The organism is Nonomuraea sp. NPDC003560, assembly GCF_042878785.1.
Lineage (GTDB): Bacteria > Actinomycetota > Actinomycetes > Streptosporangiales > Streptosporangiaceae > Nonomuraea.
Genome location: NZ_JBIAOF010000012.1, coordinates 179053 through 195192 on the forward strand (window position 1 = coordinate 179053; position 16140 = coordinate 195192).

The following is a 16140-nucleotide window of genomic DNA, read 5'->3' on the forward strand; positions in this document are numbered from 1 at the left end:
CGCACCACATTTCCGCATGTCCTGACGAGGTCGCTGAATGCCTCGTTCTGTCGGCATGCCCGGACGGCCTGCGCCGCTCTGCTGCGACAAGCGGCTCTGCGACGAGCGGCAGCGCGTGTGCGCACGGACGTCGGACGGCCCGGCCGCCGGATTCGGCCACGCCCGGTGCGAAGCTCGGCGAAGTCTGAAGTGCAGGGGTTCGGCTGGAGCGGTTCAGCGAGGTCCGGTGCAGGGGCTGGGTGCCGCAGTGACTTCGGCGTGTACCGGCCGAAGCGGCTCAGGGCGGTTCGATGCGGGGCCTGGCATGGCGTCGAAGCAGCGTGAGGGGCGCACGCCTCTACGCCTGATGCTTCTACGCCGCATGCTTCTACGCCGCACGCTTCTGGAGCTTTGGCCTCGGAGCAGGCCATAGCCCGGCTTCGCCCGTTCAGCCGCTGTGTCGTGCGGCGAGACGCCCAGGTTCCGATCGGGCGGTTGCTCAGGGGCGGACTGCGGGCCGGCTGTGCAGTCGGCTTGGCAGGGCGTGGGGCAATGGCTGGTGTTGAAGGGCGAAGGTCTACGGCGGCGAAGGCCGGAGGCTGAAGGCTGGAGGTCAGTGCGGCGAAGGCCTGGGCTGGGCGCTGAAGGGCTCAGTCTTTGCGAAGGCTCCGCATGGCTCGGTCGCGACCGAGGAGCGAAGGCCAGGGCGGCGAAGCGCGGCCTGGGCCTGCTTGGCGTGTTCTGGTGGAGCGGTGCGACTGCCCCATAGGATCTTGCTCCCCCCAGTGGGGTCTGGGGAAGGCGATGAGAGTTATCCACAGGCTGTGGATGGGTGGGGGATAGTCAGCCGGTCGTCAGAAGGCCTCGCCGCGGGGCGGCAGGGGCATGGGGTTGAGGTGGGTGACTGGCGGCGACTGGAAGGAAGGCGTGGCGGCCGCACATGGGGCTGTCAGAACCGACATCCGGAGGGCCGCGTGGGAGCTCCAGGCCGAGATTGAGGCATCGGATTTGGTTATTGGGCTGGCGTAGCTTCTCGGGCCCCAAAAGCCCCTGCGGCGGCTGGGCTGTCGTGGAAGTGGCCTGGAGGGGCGGGGCGGTGTTGGCCAGGGGCCCGAGTGGTGCCCGGCCGGAGGTCAGGGACGGTGTACGGCGCCAGGAGGCGGTGGGGGGCCGGGTCGCCGGGCTCGCGTCGGTTGGTCGCGTCCGGTGGGCCGTGTCGTGGGAGGCGCGGGGGCCGGGCAGCTCCGGCGGGTCATGTCATCGGCTGCGTCGACCGGGTGTCCCTACGATCCGTGTCATCGGGCCGCGTTGGCCGGGACGTGTCCTGGCGGGCTGTGTCATTGGGCCGCGTCGGCCATGGGACGTTCGGCGGGCCGTGTTGCTGGGGCGCGTCCGTCGGTCGTGGCGTCCCGCCGCATCTCGCGGAGGTGGCGCGCGGAGGGAGCGCGGAGGTGGCATCCGGCGGTCGCGGCCGGCGGTCGCGCCAAGCGGTGCTGCCAAGCGGTGCTGCCAAGCGGTGGTGCGGGGGGCTTGGGTGGCCGGTGGGGAGTGGGGGCGGGTGGGTGGTGGGGTTGGTCGGCGTGTCGTGGGGATTAAATCTGGGTTTCGGGCGGTCCGATTTGTGGGGTTGTCATGCCCGTAAACCTGAGGAAATTTCGCCTGTCAGATCTCAAACCGGCCCGCTGTCAGGGGATTACTGAACGCCCGCGCAAATAGCCGCCCCGAGAGCCTTCATATCCGTTCAGTGCCTGCGTAGACTCCCGGCACCGGCCAAGGTGATCCGGCGGAACCGCGGATTCAACCGGAAGCGGCACCCACAACCCGGATGGTGCCGCACCCGCCCGCCGAGAAATCCGCAGCACCGTTCGGGCAGGACGACCGGTCTTGCCGAGGAGAACGATGAGCAGGCACATGCTGGCATTGGCGCCAGCGCCCAATCTGTCCCTGAGCGGTAACAATCTCACCATCGTGATCGTGGTCGCCGCGGTCGCGCTGATCGCGCTAGCCGTCGCCGGCGGCCTCGTACGCGAGGTGCTGTCCGCCGGCCAGGGCACCGAACGCATGCAGAACATCGCGCGAGCCGTGCAGGAAGGCGCGGCTGCCTATCTCACGCGCCAATTCCGCACACTGGCGATCTTCGTGATCGTCATTCCCTTCCTGTTGCTCTTGCTGCCGGGCGAAATGGACGTACGCGTCGGTCGCTCGATCTTCTTCGTGGTCGGTGCGGTGTTCTCCGCATTGACCGGATTCATGGGCATGTGGTTGGCGGTGCGCGGAAACGTGCGTGTCGCCGCCGCGGCCAACGAGTCGGGCGAGAAGCGCGCCATGCGCGTCGCCTTCCGCACCGGCGGCGTCGCCGGCATGTTCACCGTCGGCCTCGGGCTGCTCGGTGCGGCCGTGGTCGTCTTCATCTACCAGGGCGAGGCGCCCCACGTTCTCGAAGGCTTCGGGTTCGGGGCGGCGCTGCTGGCGATGTTCATGCGAGTCGGCGGCGGCATCTTCACCAAGGCCGCCGACGTCGGCGCCGACCTGGTGGGCAAGGTCGAGCAGGGCATCCCCGAGGACGACCCGCGCAACGCCGCGACGATCGCCGACAACGTCGGTGACAACGTCGGCGACTGCGCGGGCATGGCGGCCGACCTGTTCGAGTCGTACGCGGTCATGCTGGTCGCCAGCCTCATCCTGGGCAAGGTGGCCTTCGGCGAGCAGGGCCTGATCTTCCCGCTGATCGTGCCCATGATCGGCGTGCTGACGGCGATCATCGGCATCTTCGTCACGGGGCTGCGCGACCGCGACCGCAGCGGCATGGCGGCGATCAACCGCAGCTTCTTCATCTCGGCCGGGATCTCGGCGGTGCTGGTCGCCGCGGCGGCCTTCTGGTATCTGCCCAGCAGCTTCGGCGCCCTGTCGGGCTCGACCGTCACCTCCGACGCCGACCCGCGCCTGATCGCGGTGGGCGCGGTGCTGATCGGCCTGGTCCTGGCCAGCGCGATCCAGCTGCTGACCGGCTACTTCACCGAGACCAACCGCCGTCCGGTGCGCGAGATCGGCGAGAGCTCGGCCACCGGGCCGGCCACCGTCATCCTCGCCGGCATCAGCGTCGGCCTGGAGTCGGCCGTCTACTCGGCGCTGATCATCGGCGGCGCGGTCTACGGGGCGTTCCTGCTCGGGTTCGGGAACGTCACGATCGCGCTGTTCGCGGTGGCCCTGGCCGGCACCGGCCTGCTGACCACGGTCGGCGTCATCGTCTCCATGGACACCTTCGGCCCGGTCTCCGACAACGCCCAGGGCATCGCCGAGATGTCCGGCGACGTCGAGGGCGAGGGCGCGCGGGTGCTCACCAGCCTCGACGCCGTCGGCAACACCACCAAGGCCATCACCAAGGGCATCGCCATCGCCACGGCCGTGCTGGCGGCGACGGCGTTGTTCGGCGCGTTCCGCACGGCGGTGGAGGACCAGCTCTCCAAGGCCGGCCAGGACATCAAGGCGGCGCTGGGCGCCTTCTCCACCTTCAGCCTCAGCATCGACCAGCCGAACGTGCTGGTGGGGCTGATCGTCGGCGCCGCGGTGGTGTTCCTGTTCTCCGGCCTGGCGATCTCGGCGGTCGGCCGCGCGGCCATGCGGGTGGTCTTCGAGGTACGCGACCAGTTCCGCAACAAGCCGGGCATCATGGACGGCACCGAGAAGCCCGAGTACGGCCGCGTCGTGGACATCTGCACCCGCGACTCGCTCCGCGAGCTGGCCACGCCCGGCCTGCTGGCGGTGATGACCCCGATCGCGGTCGGGTTCGCGCTCGGCTACGCGCCGCTCGGCGCGTTCCTGGCCGGCGCGATCGCCTGCGGCACCCTGATGGCCGTCTTCCTGGCCAACTCCGGTGGCGCCTGGGACAACGCCAAGAAGCTGGTCGAGGACGGGCACCACGGCGGCAAGGGCTCCGAGGCCCACGCCGCCACGGTCATCGGCGACACGGTCGGCGACCCGTTCAAGGACACCGCGGGCCCGGCCATCAACCCGCTGATCAAGGTGATGAACCTGGTGGCGCTGCTGGTCGCGCCGGCCGTCGTCCTGTACGCGGGCAACGCCGCGCTGCGGGTCGGCATCACGGTGGTGGCGGTGGCGGTGGTCGTGGCGGCCATCGTCGTCTCCAAGCGCAGGTCGGTGACGAGCGAGCCGGCCAACAACGACCGCGAGCACGAGCCCGTGGCATCGTAACGACCGATCGACGAGACGCCCGTCCCGGCCAGGGGCGGGCGTCTTCGCATGCGGGTGGGTGGCGCGGGGACGGCGGGGGCGCGGTGGGAAACTGGGCGGGTGGAAGAGGACAACCGGCCCTCGGGCGGGAAGACGCTGGGCCTGATCCTACTGGCGATGCTGGTCATCTTGGGCGTGATCATCGGGCTCGGGATCTGGGCGTCGAAGGGATGACGTGCCAGACGATGACGTGCCAGACGATGACGTGCCAGACGATGACGTGCCAGACGATGACGTGCCAGATGGTGACGTGCCGGGTGATGACCTGTCGAGGGGATGACGTGCCGAGGTGATGACGTGATGCGGACCCTGATACTGCTCCGCCATGCCAAGGCCGCGCAGGTGCCCGGTCTGGCCGACCGCGAACGTCCGCTGACCGAGCGCGGCGAGCGGGACGCCGGCCGGGCCGGCGACGAGATCAGGGCGGCCGGGCTGAGCCCCGACGCGGTGCTCTGCTCCCCGGCGCTGCGGACCAGGCGGAGCGCCGAGCTGGCCTTCCCCGGCATGGAGATCAGCTACGAACGCGACATCTACCAGGCATATCCCGAAGAACTGCTCGAACTGCTCCGCAGGACCGACCCGGAGCTGGGCACGGTCGTGTTGTGCGGGCACAATACCGCGGTGCACGAGCTGGCCCTGCAACTGGGCGGCGGCGACTACGGCTTCCGGCCGGGGGCGTTCGCGGTGATCCAGGTGGAGGCGGCGTGGGTAGACCTGTGGCCGGGGGAGGGACGCCTGGTCACGCACTGGGATCCCAAGGAGCACTGACCGGGGACGACGCCTATGCGGGGGGCCGCCAGAGCGCTGCGTGACGGCTTCTCGCTGCCCGCGCGCCCGCCCTGGGGGTACGGGCTGCTGTGCGGGCTCGCGGTGGCCGGGCCGCTGCTGGCCGGGGTGCTGGCGGGCCGGCCGCAGTCGGGGGCGTTCCTGGCCCTGGGGGCGTATCTGACGGCGTTCGGGGACATGTACGGGCAGCCGTACGCGGCGCGGGCGCGGTCCATGGCCATCAAGATCGTGCTGATCGCCGGCGGGTGCTGGCTGGGCCTGTACCTGGCGGACCGGCCCTGGTGGGCGGTGCTGGCGCTCGGAGCGGTCGCCGCGGCGGGCGGCCGGTGGCGCACGGTCGGGACGCCGCCCGCGTTCGCCCTGGTCACCGGGTTCTACCTGGCGGTGCCCGCGGGGTTCGGGCCGCCCGAGCTGATGGTGCTCGGCGGCCTCCTGTACGCCGTGCTCGCCCTGGCCCTGTGGCCTTTGCGCCGGTTCGACCCGTTGGCGACGGCGCTGGGCGAGGCCGTCCGCGGCGTGGCCGGGCTGCTCGACGGGCTCGCCGGCGGCGACTGGGACGACCGAAGGGAACGCGCGTCCAAGGCCCTGGAGACGGCGGCCACGGCGTCGGCGTCGTTCGGGAGCATGGACGCGGCCGGCCGGTCCGCCGACGCGTACGTCGAGGCGCTGGTCCGGATCTTCCACGAGACGGTGGCGCTGCGCGCCCTGCGCGCGGCCGCCCCGGACGAGCAGGACGGGATCGACGACGTGGCCACGACGCTGGCCGCGGACCTGCGGGAGGCCGCGGACGGGCGGCGGGCCGGGGTGGTGGAGGCGCTGGCCGTCACCGCCGACTACGCCGAGCGCCTGGGCGCGCGCGAGCCGGGCGCCGACCCGGCGGCGCTGCGCAGCGGCGCGGTGCTCGGGCAGGCCCGGCGCTGCCTGGACCGGATCGCGGTGGGGGTGCGCACGGTCGGCCTCCTGGCCGCCCGGCACGTGCCCCCGGCCGGCCGCGGGCTGCTGCCCGGGTTGCGGGGAAAGCCTGCGGCGGGGCGCGGGCTGCCGGCGGGATTGCCGGAAGAGCCTGTGACGGGCCGCGGGCTGCTGCCTGGGAAGCCTGCGGCAGGGCGCCGGCTGTTCGCGCGGTTGCCGTGGAAGCCGCCGCCGGGCGGATCGGGGCCCGGGCACGCCGGGCGGCTGGGGCTCACCGCCGCCGTGGCGATGGCGCTGATGCTGGGGGTGCACGAGCAGTACGGCAAATGGTTCGTGTTCACCGTGCTGCTGGCGGTGCGGCCCACCTACGGGGACACCGTCGAGCGGGTGGTGCTGCGGGTGGCCGGCACCGTGGCGGGGGCCGCGGCGGCGGCGCTGATCCTGGCGGCGGTGCCGGGGCCGTACACGATCGTGGGGACGGTGCTGGTGTTCGGCACGCTCGGGTTCGCCCTGCGCGAGGTCAGCTACGGCTACTGGTCGATCTTCGCGACGCCGCTGGCCATGATGCTCACCGACTTCTCGACCCGGCTCGACTGGGAGGCGGCGGGGATCAGGCTGGCGCTCACCGCGGGCGGCGGCGTGCTGGCGCTGGCGGCGGCCCGCCTGCTGTGGCCGCGCGGCCAGGCGGGACGGCTGCGCGGCCTGGCCGCCGAGCTGCTGCGCGAGCACGCCTGCCTCGTCCGCGCGCTGGCCGAAGGCGACCTGGACCGGCTGCCCGACCGTACGGAGTCGGCCGGGACGGCGGCCGACCGGCTGCGCGAGTCGCTGGACAAGCTGGACAAGGAGCCGGGCGGCAGCGCGCCGGCCGAGCTGCGGGCCGCGCTGACGCTGGCCAGGAAGCTCAGGGACGACGCGATCCTGCTCGGCGCCGTGCTGCGCGGGGCCGAGCCCGGCTCGGACGCCACCGCCGGCGTGCTGGACGCGGTGGCCGACCGCCTGGACGCCGTGGGGCAGGCCGTACGGGAGCGCGAGCCGCCGCCCGCCGCCGACGCGTTCGAGTCGCAGCTCGACGAGGTGGCGCGGGAGGTCAGCTCGCTGATGGAGGAGGCGGCGGCGGGGGAGGGCACGGCCGTGCGCAGGCGGCTGCGGCACGCGGTGACCGCCCACCCGGCGCTCAGGTCGCTCTGCAAGGACGCGCTCGACCTGGCCGCCGAGGTCACCGCCCGGTTCAGGACGTGAGCACGCCGTCCTCGGCGTCGGCGGCCTCGACCTCGTCCCTGGAGATGCCCAGGAGGTAGAGGATCGAGTCGAGGTAGGGCGTGTTGACCGCAGTGTCGGCCGCCTGCCGGACGACGGGCTTGGCGTTGAAGGCGATGCCCAGCCCCGCCGCGGCGATCATGTCGAGGTCGTTGGCGCCGTCGCCGATGGCCACCGTCTGGGAGATGGGCAGCCTGGCCTCCCTGGCGAACCGCTCCAGCGCGCGGGCCTTGCCCGGCCGGTCGACGATCTCGCCGACGACCCGCCCGGTGAGCTTGCCGTCGATGACCTCCAGGACGTTCGCCGCCGAGTAGTCGATGCCCAGCTCCTCGACCAGGGCGTCGGTGATCTGGGTGAAGCCGCCGCTGACGATGGCGAAGCGGTAGTCGAGGCGCTTGAGCGTACGGACGAGGGTGCGGGCGCCGGGGGTGAGCACGACCTCCTGGCGCACCTGCTCGAACACCTCGGCCGGCAGCCCTTCGAGCAGCGCGACCCGGCGGCGCAGCGACTCGGCGAAGTCGAGCTCGCCGCGCATGGCCTGCTCGGTGACCCGGGCGACCTCGTCGAGGCAGCCGGCGTGCGCGGCCAGCAGCTCGATGACCTCGCCCTGGATGAGGGTGGAGTCGACGTCCATGACGATGAGCCGCTTGGCCCGGCGCGACAGGCCGGTGCGCTGGACGGCGACGTCGACCTCCTGGGCGGCGGCCTCGGCGGCCAGCTCGACGCGCAGGGCGGTCGGGTTGGCGCCGGAGACCGACAGCTCGATGCAGGTGACGGGCCACTGGGCGAGGCGTTCGATGCGGTCGATGTTGGCGCCGGCGGCGGCGATGCGGCCGGCGATGCCCGCGATGGCGGCGGGCTGGAGGGTGGCGCCGAGCACGCTGACCGACAGGCGGCCGCGGCGGCGCTGTTCCTTGGCCTGGGAGCCGGTGGAGAGCTCGACCTCCATTCCGAGGTCTTCGGCCACCCGTTCGACGGCGGTCCACATCGCGCCGAGGGTGGTGCCCGTGCCGGTGGACGGGCCGCCGGCGTACGCGACGAGCACGCCGAGCGTGAGTCTGCCGCGGATGACGACCTGTTCGATGTCCGCGACCGTCACCGGGAACCCGGACAGCACGGAGAAGAGCCTGGAGGTGACACCGGGCCGGTCGGGGCCGGTCAGGGTGATCAGGAGGGTGCGCTGGTCCACATCCAGCCACGGTACTGCGCCCGGTCCGGTGCCCGCGCAGCAGGCTCGCCATTCGGACACGGGCGCAGCGGCCGCGGGACTAGCGGACGATCTTCGTCTTGGCGGTCTTGGCGTAGCCGTGCTCGGGGATGCCGAGGCGCTCGAGCTCTTCCTGGGCCAGGGACCACGTGCCCTTCTCCTGGTCCCACATGCCCTGCTGGACGTCGTAGGTGACCACGCCGAGGGTCGCCTTCTGCGTGCCCATGGCGCTCTTCTTCAGTTTGGCGTAGAACTCGAGGCGGACCCAGTCGTCCTTCTCCAGGACGTAGGGGACGCTGCAGTACAGGGCGCGGCCGTCGAGGGCGCAGATGGTGCCCTTGGGGGCGCTGTAGCGGATCTTCCGGAGGTCCACGCCCTTCGGGAACTGGCCGCCGACGAACCAGGCGTCGGCCGAGTACGGGCCGGTGTTGGTCGCCTGGAGGCTGTACTTGATCTGGCCGCCGGCCTTGGCCGTCTTGGACGCCTTCAACTTGATGTCGAAGACCGCGAAGGGGGCGTCGGCGGCCTTGGCCGCCGTGGCGGTGTGGGCGGCGGTGGTCGTCGTGGCGGACGCGGGCACCGCCGGGACAATCAGCGCACCGGCCAGCAAAGCCAGCGAGGCGACCTTAGTGAGGGAGTTGCGCATTAACGTCTCCGGAGAGGAAGTGGCACGGGGACGCGCTTGAACAAGCCCCCGTAAATGTCGGCTGTTCCTATCACGAGGGCAAAATGTGTGTAAAGCTTATTTATCCAGAATCAGGTGCGTGTCGCCGAACTCGTGCCACAGATATCCCTTCCGCAGCGCCTCTTCGTACGCGCGGGCCAGCGCCCTCTCGCCGGCGATCGCCGTCAGCATGAGCAGGTGGCTGGAGCGAGGTTCGTGCAGGCCGGTGATGAGCCCGGTGACCGCCCGTACCCCGGTGGCCGGGGTGACGACGTGGCCGGTCCAGCCGGAGGCGGCGCCGACCAGGCCGTCCGGGCCCACGGCGGTCTCCAGTGCGCGCACGACGGTCGTCCCCGCGGCGATCACCCGGCCGCCGTTCCGCCGGGTCAGGTTGACCAGCCGGGCGGTGGCGGCGGGCACCTCGTACCGCTCGGCGTAGGGCCGCTCGTCCTTCTCCGGCGAGGCAACGCCGGTGTGCAGCGTGACGGGCGCGATCGTCACGCCCCGCGAGACCAGCGCGGTGACCAGCTCGGAGGTGAACGGCCGGGCCGCGCTCGGCATCTCCGCGCTGCCCGGCACGGTGGCGAACACCGTCTGGTAGGCGTCGATGGGCCAGTCGGCCGGCACGTACGAGTAGCGGATCGGACGGCCGTGCTCGCGCAGGTACGGCAGCACGTCCCGGTCCAGCCGCGCCCGCCACAGCCGCGGCGTCTCCCGTTCGATCAGCCGCAGCGTGGCCCGGCCGGGCAGCGGCAGCCACTCGCCCGGCTCGCCGCCCCCGTACGGCTCGGACGCCTTGGCCGTCCTGCGGCGCAGCTCGACCAGCCAGGTGCCGTCCTCGCGGGCGGTCGAGAAGTGCACCGCGAGCCGGTCGAGCCGGACCGCAGCGGGCAGCGTCGCCGAGTTGTTGACCACGATCAGGTCGCCGGGGTCGAGCAGTCCGGGCAGGTCGCCGAACCGGTGGTGGGCGGGCTCGGCCTCGCCGCGCGAGACCATCAGGCGCACCGCGTCCCTGGCCAGCCCGCGCGCCTCGGGCGGCTCGTGGGCCGACAGGTCGTCGGGCAGCGCGAAGTCCAGCAGCGCCGTCATTGCAGGCTCACCTTCCCGCCGGCCGGACGGGACGTGACCAGGTCGCGCAGCGCCGCGGCCACCTTGGCGGGGTCGGTGGCCGACGACGCCTCCTCGGCCCCGACGGCGTCGGCGAGCATGCGGGTGTTCATCTCGCCGGGATCGGCCCACCAGACCCGCAGGCCGGGCTCCTCGGCGGCCAGCACGTTCGACAGCTGCTCCAGGGCGGCCTTGGTCGCGCCGTAGCCGCCCCAGCCCGCGTAGGCGCCGGTGGCGGCGTCGGAGGTGATATTGACCACGGCTCCGCCGGCCGCGCGCAGGGCGGGCAGCGTGGCCTGGATGAGCGCGAGCGGCGCGGTCACGTTCGTCTCCAGCAGGACCCGGAACGCCTCCAGCGGGTAGCCCGCCAGCGGCGGCAGCGGGGTCACCCCGAGGTCACTGGCGTTGTTGACCAGGAGGTCCAGCTCGGGCACGGCCCGTCCCAGCCGCGCGATGTGCTCGGGGTCGGTCACGTCGCCGGGGATCGCGGTGGCGCCCAGCTCGTCGGCGATCCGGCGCAGCTCGTCGGCGCCGCGGGCGGTGAGCACGAGGTTCCAGCCCGCCTCCGACAGGGACCTCGCCAGGGCGAGGCCGAGGCCGCGGGAGGCGCCGGTGATGAGAGCGGTGTTCGTCATGACATCGACGCTAGGATCGGCGCGCCGCGCCGGCATCGGGCGCAGGGCCCGCTCCCGCCTGGGCACATCGTCCTAGGACGTCCTAGGACTCCGCCCCCGGAGCGGGACCCTAGAGTGGGTCCGTGAGCTCATCGGACCGGGACGAGATCCTGCAGGCGGTGAGTTCCGCCGTGCTCGCGGTCACCCGCCATCTGTCGGTCCGCGAGGTGCTCCAGGTCATCGTACGGTCGGCGCAGCGCCTCCTCGACGCCCGCTACGCCGCGCTCGGCGTGCCCGACGACGACGGCTCGTTCGCCGAGTTCGTCGCCGAGGGCCTCACCGACAAGCAGTGGGCGGCCATCGGCCCGCTGCCCAGGCAGCACGGCATGCTCGGCGCGATGCTCCGCGAAGGCACCCCGGCCCGGCTGCCCGACCTGCGGGAGGACCCGCGGTTCGAGTGGTGGCCGAAGGCGCACCCGGTGATGAAGGACTTCCTCGGCGTGCCCATCCGCGACGCCGACCAGGTGATCGGCATCATCTTCCTGGCCAACAAGCGCACCCCCGGCGGGTTCACGCAGGAGGACCAGGAGCTGCTGACGCTGTTCGCCGCGCACGCCGCCATCGCGCTCACCAACGCCAGGCTCTACGAGCGCGGGCGCGAGCTGGCCATGCTGGAGGAGCGCAACCGGGTGGCCCGCGAGCTGCACGACGCGGTCACGCAGAAGCTGTTCTCGCTCCGCCTGACCGCCCAGGCCGCCGCCACCATGCTGGACAAGGCCCCCGAGAAGGCGCAGGCCGAGCTCGAACGCGTCCAGCGGCTGGCCGGGGAGGCGCTGTCGGAGCTGCGCGCGGTGATCGTCGAGCTGCGCCCGGCCGAGCTCGACCGGCACGGGCTCGCCGAGACGTTGCGCAAGCACGTGCGCATGCTCGACCGGCTCCACCCCTCGCCGGTCACCTTCGAGTGCGACGAGTTGCCGCCGCTCGACTCGGCGGTGGAGGTGGCCGTGCTGCGGGTGGCCCAGGAGGCGCTGCACAACGCGCTCAGGCACTCCGGGGCCTCGCGGGTGTCCGTGCGTCTGGTCCTCGACGGGGGGACGCTGGCGCTGACGGTCCACGACGACGGCGACGGCTTCGAGCAGGGGGAGTCGCACGGCCTCGGCCTGGTGTCGATGCGCGACCGGGCGGAGTCGGTCGGCGGGGCGATGACGGTCTCCTCGGCCCCCGGCCAGGGGACCACCGTACGCGTGGAGGTGGGCGTGTGATCCGGGTGCTGATCGCCGACGATCATCCGGTGGTCCGGCAGGGGCTGCGGACGTTCCTCGACCTCCAGGACGACATCACCGTCGTCGGCGAGGCGGTCGACGGCGCGCAGGCCGTCGAGCTGGTCGGCGAGCTGACGCCCGACGTGCTGCTGCTGGACCTGAAGATGCCGGTGCTCGACGGGCTCGGCGCGCTGGAGCGGCTGGCCGGCTCGGCCACGCGGGTGGTGGTGCTGACGTCCGTGAGCGACCGGTCCGACGTCGGCCCGGCGATGCGGGCGGGGGCGGCGGGCTTCCTCTACAAGGACGTCGATCCGTCCGCGCTGGTCCAGGCCGTGCGGGCGGTGCACAACGGTCAGGTGCTGCTCGCGCCGGAGGCGGCCGAGGCGATGTTGTCCGCCCCGGCGCCCGTGGCCGCCGTGCCGGGGCCGGCGCCGCTGACCGAGCGCGAGCGCGAGGTGCTGGCCCTGATCGCGGCCGGGCGGTCCAACAGGGAGATCGCGCGCAGCCTCGCCGTCGCGGAGAAGACGGTCAAGACCCACGTGTCGAACGTGCTGATGAAGCTGGGCGTCCAGGACCGGACCCAGGCCGCGCTGTACGCCGTGCGGCACGGCCTGGCCTGATCAGCCGGTCAGGTGTCCTTCTTCTGGTTGGACTCCTCGTGGCTGGCCGGCGGGTTGTACTCCTTGACGGGCGGCGGCGGCGTCCAGCGCTTGGTGGGTTTGCGCGGCGGCACCACGATCTTGGTCTTGGCCGTCCTGAGCCAGGAGTAGCCCTTGATGCCGAGGCGCTTGAGCTCTTCCTTGTCGATGTTCTCCATGCCCTGGTCGACGTCGTACGCGATGACGCCGAGCTTGGCGACGGCCACGCCCCTGGTGCCCTTCTTCAGGGTGACCTGGAAGTTCAGCCAGTCCGTCTTGCCCTTCGGCAGGACGAATTTGCCCCAGCACCAGAACCAGCGGCCCTCCCAGGTGCACTTCGTGCCCTTCGACGCCCCCCAGCGCAGCGTGGGCACCACGCCCTTGGGCACCTGTCCGCCGATCCAGTAATAGTCGGCGTAGTACGGCCCCAGATTCTTCGCTTTGAGGTAGTAAGTTATCTTTCCGCCGCTTCTGGTGCGGTTGTTGTACTTAACGGAGATCTTGAAGTTCGAGAACGGCTTGGCCCTGGCGGCGACGGCCCGCGTCGTCGCGGTGGTCGTGGTGGTCATGGCCTCTGCCTGGGCCGGGGCCACCAACGGCACGGCGGCCAGGCCGCTGACTAAGAACAGGCTGAAGCTCTTGCGCATGTGACGGCTCCCCGTACGGTGCTGGAAATCCCCGATCTTCTCCGTGATTATTGCGTAGGGCAAATTTTTCGCAAAGAGCGATGATCTTTCGTGACTTCGGATGGCTTGCGGGCCTTTCGCATGGTTCATCACGCTTCGATCGGGGGTCTCAGCGCAAGGGGAGGACCAGGTGCCGGAGACGCACCCATTACAGCCCGGCGATCCGCGATCTCTGGGCGCCTACCGGCTGCTGGAGCGCCTCGGCAAGGGGGCCCAGGGGGTCGTCTTCAAGGCGGCGGGGCCCGACGGGCGGCTTGTCGCGATCAAGCTGCTGAACACGCTGCTCGACCGGCCCGGACTCGACGGGGAGCGGTTCCTGCGCGAGGTCGCCGCCGCGCGCCGGGTCGCCCAGTTCTGCACCGCGCAGGTGCTGGGGGCCAACCTGGACGGCGAGCAGCCGTACATCGTGAGCGAGCTGGTCGACGGGGTGTCGCTCCAGGTCGTGGTGCAGCGGGAGGGGCCGCGCCAGGGCGGGGCGCTGTACCGGCTGGCCGTCGGCACCGTCACCGCGCTGGCCGCCATCCACCGGGCCGGGATCGTCCACAGGGACTTCAAGCCGAGCAACGTGCTGCTGGGGCCCGACGGGCCGCGCGTGATCGACTTCGGCATCGCCAGGGCGCTGGACTCGGCGATGACGATCAGCAGCGGGGTGGTCGGGACGCCGGCGTACATGTCGCCCGAGCAGATCTCGGGCGAGCGTGTGGGGCCCGCCGGCGACATGTTCAGCTGGGCGCTCACCATGCTGTACGCCGCCACCGGGCGGCCCGCGTTCGGCCAGGACAGCCTGCCCGCGGTCATCTACCGGGTGATGAACGAGGAGCCCGACCTGTCGGCGCTGCCCGGCGAGCTGCGGCCGTTGGTGCAGGCGTGCCTGAGCAAGCGCGCCGAGGACCGGCCCACGGCGGCGGACGCGCTGTTCGCCCTGCTGGAGAACCAGGGGGCGGCGGCCCAGCGGGACGCCGAGGTCGCCCTCAACACCGGCTCCCAGCTCGCCGCCGACCACCCCCGCCCTCACCTCGCCGCCGACGACCCCCACCTAGCCGCCGACGGCCCCGGCCCTTCGGGCCCGCCGCCTTCGGGCCCGCCGCCTTCGGGTCCTTTCGCTTCGGGTTCCCGGCCCTCGGGCGCCGGACCGTCCGGGCCCGCGCCCGCCGGCGGGGTGAGGGATCCGGGGCCCGTAGGGGCTCGGGGGCCGCAGGAGGCGCCCGCGCCGACCGGATGGGCCAATCCGTCCGGGGCGTCCTACGCCCCGGCGCCGTCGGCCGCCCGCCCGGCGGTCCAGGGCGGGCCTGCGGCGGGTGGGGCCGGGCGAGGGCCGGCTGGTCCCGGGGCGCCGTTCGGAAGGGCTGGGGCGGGCGGCGGGCAGGAGGGGGTCACGCGATACGTCCGGCAGGCGCCTGCCGGACCCTACGGGCAGCCGCCGCGGCTGCCGCCGCCGTACCCCATGGGGCCGCGGCAGGCGCCGGCCGGGAGCGGCAACGACGCGTTCTTCAGGCACGCCCCCGCCGTCGTACCGCCCGGTGAGGTCAGGGCCAGGCGCAGGCGCGCGATCATGGTGGCCGGCGCGCTCGCCGTGGCGCTCGCGCTGGCCGGCGGCGTGCTGTTCCTGGGGCCGAGGATGTTCGGCCCGGAAAACCCGCCGAGCCCGGGCGCGGCGGCCGAGGCCACCACGTCGCTGGCCCCGAGCCCCGGTCTGCCCACTGTCCAGCCCACGGCGACGCTGCCCGCCACCGCTACCCCGCCGTCCACGCCGGTCCCGAGTCCCACCGTCACCCCCATGCCCACACAGACGGTCCCGCCGCAGGCCGTCGCCGCCATCGGCAAGCAGGACGGCAAGTCGCTCAAGGGCCACACCAAGGGCGTCCAGACGATCTCCGCCCTGTCCCTGGGCGACGGCAGGACCTGGCTGGTGTCCGGCGGCCAGGACGGCCGCGTCCGCCTGTGGGACCTGGGCAGGCACAAGCCGCTGGCCGCCATGAGGGGCCACAGCGAGGAGGTGTACGCCGTGGCCGCCGTCATGATGGGCAAGACGCCCATGGCGGTGTCCGGGGGCTACGACGGCAGCGTCCGCCTGTGGAACCTCAAGACGCACAAGGGCAAGGTCCTCGGCTGGCACGGTGACGCCGTCTACTCGGTCGCGCTGACCAAGGCGGGCGGCAAGTGGATCGCCGTGACCGGGGACGCCAACGGCTGGCTGCGCTTCTGGGACCTGAAGAGGCGCAAGGCCACCGGCAGGGCCGTCAAGGCCCACCGCACGTCCGTGAACTGGCTCAACGCCACCCACCTCGGCGACCGCGCGATCGTCGTCTCGGCCGGCGAGGACGCGACGCTGCGCCTGTGGGACGTGGCCCGCCACAAGCCGTACGGAAAGGCGTACAAGGGGCATACGAAGGGCGTGTACGCGGTGACCACCGGCAGGCTCGGAGACCGGACGGTGGTCGCGTCCGGCGGCAAGGACCGGAAGATCCGGATCTGGGACCCGAAGACCGGCAAGACCATCGGCTCGCCCCTGCCGGGTCACAAAAAGATCATCTACTCCTTGTCCTTCGGCACGCTGGGCGGCCGCACGGTCCTGCTGTCCGGCTCGACCGACGGGACCATCCGGCTCTGGGACCCCGACACGCACAAGCCTCTGGGCAAACCGGTCAAGGCCCACAAGCGCGGCGTGTACGCGGTCGGGATCGTCCCCTCGGACGGCGGCCCGGTCGTCGTGTCGGCCGGCAAGGACAAGGTCATCCGCGTCTGGAGGCCGAAGGAGGAGGCCGGGTCCTGAGCCG

At 72.4% G+C, this 16140-nt stretch carries 11 protein-coding genes; 6 read left to right on the forward strand and 5 right to left on the reverse strand.

Annotation, left to right across the window (positions count from 1 at the left end):
* Window positions 1-1878: 1878 nt before the first annotated feature.
* The 3 genes from ACFYUV_RS38515 (at window position 1879) to ACFYUV_RS38525 (ending at window position 7167) form a co-directional block, all read left to right on the forward strand.
* Window positions 1879-4191, forward strand: a complete 2313-nt coding sequence (locus ACFYUV_RS38515; protein WP_387677930.1) for a sodium-translocating pyrophosphatase — start codon at window positions 1879-1881, stop codon at window positions 4189-4191.
* Window positions 4192-4530: 339 nt separating this feature from the next.
* The gene (locus ACFYUV_RS38520) at window positions 4531-4998 is read left to right on the forward strand and encodes a SixA phosphatase family protein (RefSeq protein ID WP_387677932.1); all 468 of its coding nucleotides are present in this window, start codon (window positions 4531-4533) and stop codon (window positions 4996-4998) included.
* A 15-nt stretch (window positions 4999-5013) separates the two neighbouring features.
* Window positions 5014-7167 (forward strand): FUSC family protein, encoded by a 2154-nt coding sequence (locus ACFYUV_RS38525; RefSeq protein WP_387677935.1) that lies wholly within the window; start codon window positions 5014-5016, stop codon window positions 7165-7167.
* On the opposite strand, the gene serB is transcribed toward ACFYUV_RS38525, so the two are convergent.
* From serB to ACFYUV_RS38545, 4 genes are all read right to left on the reverse strand, one after another.
* Window positions 7157-8374 (reverse strand): phosphoserine phosphatase SerB, encoded by a 1218-nt coding sequence (gene serB, locus ACFYUV_RS38530; protein ID WP_352357394.1) that lies wholly within the window; start codon window positions 8372-8374, stop codon window positions 7157-7159. The two genes, ACFYUV_RS38525 and serB, sit on opposite strands and share 11 nt — an antisense overlap.
* 79 nt (window positions 8375-8453) lie before the next feature.
* Entirely contained in the window at window positions 8454-9038 is a 585-nt protein-coding gene (locus ACFYUV_RS38535) for a hypothetical protein (protein ID WP_387677937.1), read from the reverse strand.
* Window positions 9039-9134: 96 nt separating this feature from the next.
* The gene (locus ACFYUV_RS38540; protein WP_358290408.1) at window positions 9135-10145 is read right to left on the reverse strand and encodes an S-adenosylmethionine:tRNA ribosyltransferase-isomerase; all 1011 of its coding nucleotides are present in this window, start codon (window positions 10143-10145) and stop codon (window positions 9135-9137) included.
* Complete coding sequence (locus ACFYUV_RS38545; RefSeq protein ID WP_387677940.1) at window positions 10142-10798, reverse strand: SDR family NAD(P)-dependent oxidoreductase; 657 nt, start codon at window positions 10796-10798, stop codon at window positions 10142-10144. The genes ACFYUV_RS38540 and ACFYUV_RS38545 overlap by 4 nt, the downstream gene beginning before the upstream one ends.
* Window positions 10799-10920: 122 nt before the next feature.
* Here ACFYUV_RS38545 and ACFYUV_RS38550 point away from each other — a divergent pair, with 122 nt between their 5' ends.
* Both ACFYUV_RS38550 and ACFYUV_RS38555 read left to right on the forward strand, forming a co-directional pair.
* Window positions 10921-12039, forward strand: coding sequence for a GAF domain-containing protein (locus ACFYUV_RS38550; RefSeq protein ID WP_387677942.1), 1119 nt, complete (start codon window positions 10921-10923; stop codon window positions 12037-12039).
* Complete coding sequence (locus ACFYUV_RS38555) at window positions 12036-12659, forward strand: response regulator (RefSeq protein ID WP_387677945.1); 624 nt, start codon at window positions 12036-12038, stop codon at window positions 12657-12659. The genes ACFYUV_RS38550 and ACFYUV_RS38555 overlap by 4 nt, the downstream gene beginning before the upstream one ends.
* An 8-nt stretch (window positions 12660-12667) precedes the next feature.
* Here the strand turns inward: ACFYUV_RS38555 and ACFYUV_RS38560 are convergent, their stop codons facing one another.
* On the reverse strand, window positions 12668-13324 hold the full coding sequence (locus ACFYUV_RS38560; RefSeq protein ID WP_387677948.1) for a hypothetical protein: 657 nt from the start codon (window positions 13322-13324) through the stop codon (window positions 12668-12670).
* Between the two features lie 169 nt (window positions 13325-13493).
* Here ACFYUV_RS38560 and ACFYUV_RS38565 point away from each other — a divergent pair, with 169 nt between their 5' ends.
* A complete protein-coding gene (locus tag ACFYUV_RS38565) occupies window positions 13494-16136 on the forward strand; it encodes a serine/threonine-protein kinase (protein ID WP_387677951.1) in 2643 nt (880 codons plus the stop codon).
* The last annotated feature ends 4 nt before the right edge of the window (window positions 16137-16140 follow it).

Bases quoted from the DNA above. Each gene is read 5' to 3' on its own strand.
- ACFYUV_RS38520 (WP_387677932.1), top strand. From the start codon at position 4,531: ATGCGGACCCTGATACTGCTCCGCCATGCCAAGGCCGCGCAGGTGCCC.
- ACFYUV_RS38540 (WP_358290408.1), bottom strand. From the start codon at position 10,145: ATGACGGCGCTGCTGGACTTCGCGCTGCCCGACGACCTGTCGGCCCAC.
- ACFYUV_RS38525 (WP_387677935.1), top strand. From the start codon at position 5,014: ATGCGGGGGGCCGCCAGAGCGCTGCGTGACGGCTTCTCGCTGCCCGCG.
- ACFYUV_RS38545 (WP_387677940.1), bottom strand. From the start codon at position 10,798: ATGACGAACACCGCTCTCATCACCGGCGCCTCCCGCGGCCTCGGCCTC.
- ACFYUV_RS38535 (WP_387677937.1), bottom strand. From the start codon at position 9,038: ATGCGCAACTCCCTCACTAAGGTCGCCTCGCTGGCTTTGCTGGCCGGT.
- ACFYUV_RS38515 (WP_387677930.1), top strand. From the start codon at position 1,879: ATGAGCAGGCACATGCTGGCATTGGCGCCAGCGCCCAATCTGTCCCTG.
- ACFYUV_RS38560 (WP_387677948.1), bottom strand. From the start codon at position 13,324: ATGCGCAAGAGCTTCAGCCTGTTCTTAGTCAGCGGCCTGGCCGCCGTG.